Raw genomic sequence first — 3,002 nt, forward strand, 5'->3', positions numbered from 1 at the left:
CTCGGCCTCGGCGGCCTGCCGGGCGGCGGGAGGGGTCTGGGCCGCCTGCGCGGCGGTGAGCGCGGTCTGCGCCTCGGTCGCGGCGGCGGCGTCCCGGTCCCGCTGGCGGCCCGCGGCGGCCACGGCGGAGTCCAGCGCGGACTCGTTGGCCTCGACGACCTCCAGCGTGCTCGCCAGGGCGGTGCGGGCCGAGGCGACGCTGACGCGGGCCTCGGCGGCCTGCGCCTCGGTGGCGACGGCACCGTCGTCTGAGGTGGTGAGCCCGGCGGCGCGCTCGGCGGCCACCAGGGTCGCCTCGGCGGCGTCGAGGTCGAGCTGGGCCAGGCGGGGGTCGAGCCGAGCGAGGACCTGCCCGGGGACGACCCGGTCGCCCACGGCCACGTCGACCGCGGTGACCTCGCCGGACCCGGTGAAGCCGAGCGTGACCGGTCGACCCGCGGTGAGGGAACCCGTCGCCGCGACGGTCGAGGTGAGGTCCATCCGCTCGACGGGCACGTCCGTCTCGCCGAGCACCTCGCCCGGGCCCCCGTCGAAGCCGGCGCCGGCGTCGCCGACCAGCCCCGACACGAAGCGCACGCCGAGGAACCCGGCGACGCCGAGCACCAGCAGCACGGCCAGCACGACGCCGACCACGACCATCCACGTCCGCGTGCGACGGCGGCGTCGCAGGTCCCCCCCGGGTTGCATGGGGTGACTGTGGCAGGTGGTGACCGGGGCGTCGACGCCTACCCGGGAAGTCGGTAGCCCCCCGGCGCGGCGACGGCGAGGCCGTCGGCGAGGAGGCTGTCCAGGCACCGCCGGGTCTGCGCCGGTTCGTCCCCGACGGCCTCGAGCGTCTCGGTCGGCACCGTGCCGTGCTCGGCGCGCAGCTCGGCCAGGAGGAGGCCGCGGACGAACCGGTCGGTGCCCAGCCACGCCTGCGGGCGCGTGGTGCGGGGCCGCACGACCCGCGTCCCAGGGGCGTGGGTCTCGACGGCGTCGGTCCCGGACGCCCGGCTCTCCTCGCCGGCCGCCCAGGCGCACCGCGCGCCGACCGGGCAGGTGCCGCACCGTGGCGCCCGCGCCGTGCACACCGTGGCGCCCAGCTCCATGACGGCGGCGTTCCAGCGGGCCGACCGGGCGGCGTCGTCCGGCAGCAGCGCCTGCGCCCGCGCGGTCTCGGCGCGGGTCGGGGCGCCGGGCGGCGCGTCGACGCCCTCGGTGACCCGGGCGAGGACGCGCCGGATGTTGACGTCCAGCACCACGACCCGCTCCCCGTTCGCGAACGCCGCGGTCGCCGCCGCCGTGTACGGCCCGACGCCCGGCAGGCCGAGGAGCTCGGTGCTGGTGCGGGGGAGGACGCCGCCGTGCTGGTCGCGGACGACGGTCGCGGCCTGGTGCAGGCGCAGCGCCCGGCGGGGGTAGCCGAGCCGGTCCCACATCCGCACCGCCTCCCCGGCGGGGGCGTCGGCGAGCGCGGTCGGGGTGGGCCACCGCTCGAGCCAGGCGAGCCACCGCGGCACGACCCGGGCGACGGGGGTCTGCTGGGACATCACCTCGCAGACCAGCACCGCCCACGCGTCGACGCCCGGCGCCCGCCACGGCAGGTCCCGTGCCGCGCCCGCGTACCAGGTGACGACGTCGTCGACCAGGCCGCCGGCGTCCACCAGGTGCATGTCCCCGCCCAGGTCGCCAGCGGCGACCACGTCTGCGGGCTGCCTGCCTGCGCCGGAGCCGACGGGACAGGCGCCTGGGCCGGGGCCGACGGGACCAGCGTCAGGTCCGGCGGGCCGCTCGCTCAGACGTACCGCTCGAGGATGCTGGTCTCGGCCAGGCGGGACAGGCCCTCGCGGACGGCGCGGGCGCGCGACAGCGTGAGCCCGTCGACGCCCTGCAGGTCCTCGACCCCGGCCGCGAGCAGCTTCTGCAGGCTGCCGAACCGCTCGACGAGGCGGCCCACGACGACGTCCGGCAGGCGCGGCAGGCGGTGCAGCATCCGGTAGCCGCGCGGGCTCACCGTCGCGTCCAGGCCGGGCTCGCCGACGGGTGGGGCCACGCGCAGCGCGACCTGCTCGAGGCTGAGCAGCTGCGAGGAGTCCAGCGACGCCAGGCCGGCCAGCGCGGCCTCCGTCTCGGCGACCGTGCCCTCGGGGCCGACGTAGTCGCGCACCACGCTGCGCAGCTCCAGGCCGAAGCCGGTGATGAGCTCGTCCATCTGGAGCTCGACGAGTCGGCCGTCGCTGCCGAGCTCCACGACGTAGCCGCGGACCTCCTCGCTGATCCGGCGCACCATCTCCGCCCGCTGCAGCACGGTGGCGACGTCCCGGACGGTGACGAGGTCCTCGATCTCCAGCGCGGAGAGGTTGCCGGTCACCTCGTCCAGGCGCGAGGCGTAGCGCTCGAGGGTGGCCAGGGCCTGGTTGGCGCGGGCGAGGATGGCGCCGGAGTCCTCGAGCACGTGGCGGCGCCCGTCCAGGTACAGCGCGATGAGCGTCATGGACTGCGAGACGGAGATGACGGGGAAGCCGCACTGCTTGGACGCCTTGTCCGCGGTGCGGTGCCGGGTGCCGGACTCGGGCGTCTCGATGCGCGGGTCGGGGACCAGCTGGACGCCGGCACGGACGATGTTGCCGCTGCCGGTGTGGTCGATGACGATCGCGCCGTCCATCTTGGCGAGCTCGCGCAGGCGGGTCGCGGAGAACCCGACGTCGAGGACGAAGCCGCCGGTGCACATGTCCTCGACGGTGTCGTCGAGGCCGAGGACGATGAGCGCGCCGGTCCGGCCGCGCAGGATGCGCTCGAGGCCGTCGCGCAGCTGGGTCCCGGGCGCGACGAGCGCGAGCACCTCGCGCAGCCGTTCGTCCGTAGCGTCCACAGCAGGGCCCCCGTGGGTCGTGCCCGCGCCGTGTCCACCCGCCGCAGGTCTGCCCGCAGTGTAGAGCCCGGCCGCCCCGGCGGGCAGGCCGTGAGGCTCAGGCCCGGCAGCGCCCGGCCCGGCTGCGCCCCGGCCCGGCCGCGCCCCA

At 77.3% G+C, this 3,002-nt stretch carries 3 protein-coding genes; all 3 read right to left on the reverse strand.

The annotated features are described in order from the left end of the window. The coding region (locus tag WCS02_RS19135; RefSeq protein WP_340295876.1) for an efflux RND transporter periplasmic adaptor subunit at positions 1 to 687 on the reverse strand (687 nt) is incomplete at its 3' end. A 38-nt stretch (positions 688 to 725) separates the two neighbouring features. Then, positions 726 to 1,655: an HhH-GPD family protein gene (locus tag WCS02_RS19140; RefSeq protein ID WP_340295878.1), complete on the reverse strand. Its 930-nt coding sequence runs from the start codon at positions 1,653 to 1,655 to the stop codon at positions 726 to 728. A 122-nt stretch (positions 1,656 to 1,777) separates the two neighbouring features. Next, the gene (gene disA, locus WCS02_RS19145; RefSeq protein ID WP_340295877.1) at positions 1,778 to 2,854 is read right to left on the reverse strand and encodes a DNA integrity scanning diadenylate cyclase DisA; all 1,077 of its coding nucleotides are present in this window, start codon (positions 2,852 to 2,854) and stop codon (positions 1,778 to 1,780) included. Positions 2,855 to 3,002: the final 148 nt, after the last annotated feature.

The sequence above is a fragment of the Aquipuribacter hungaricus genome (assembly GCF_037860755.1).
Classification (GTDB): domain Bacteria; phylum Actinomycetota; class Actinomycetes; order Actinomycetales; family JBBAYJ01; genus Aquipuribacter; species Aquipuribacter hungaricus.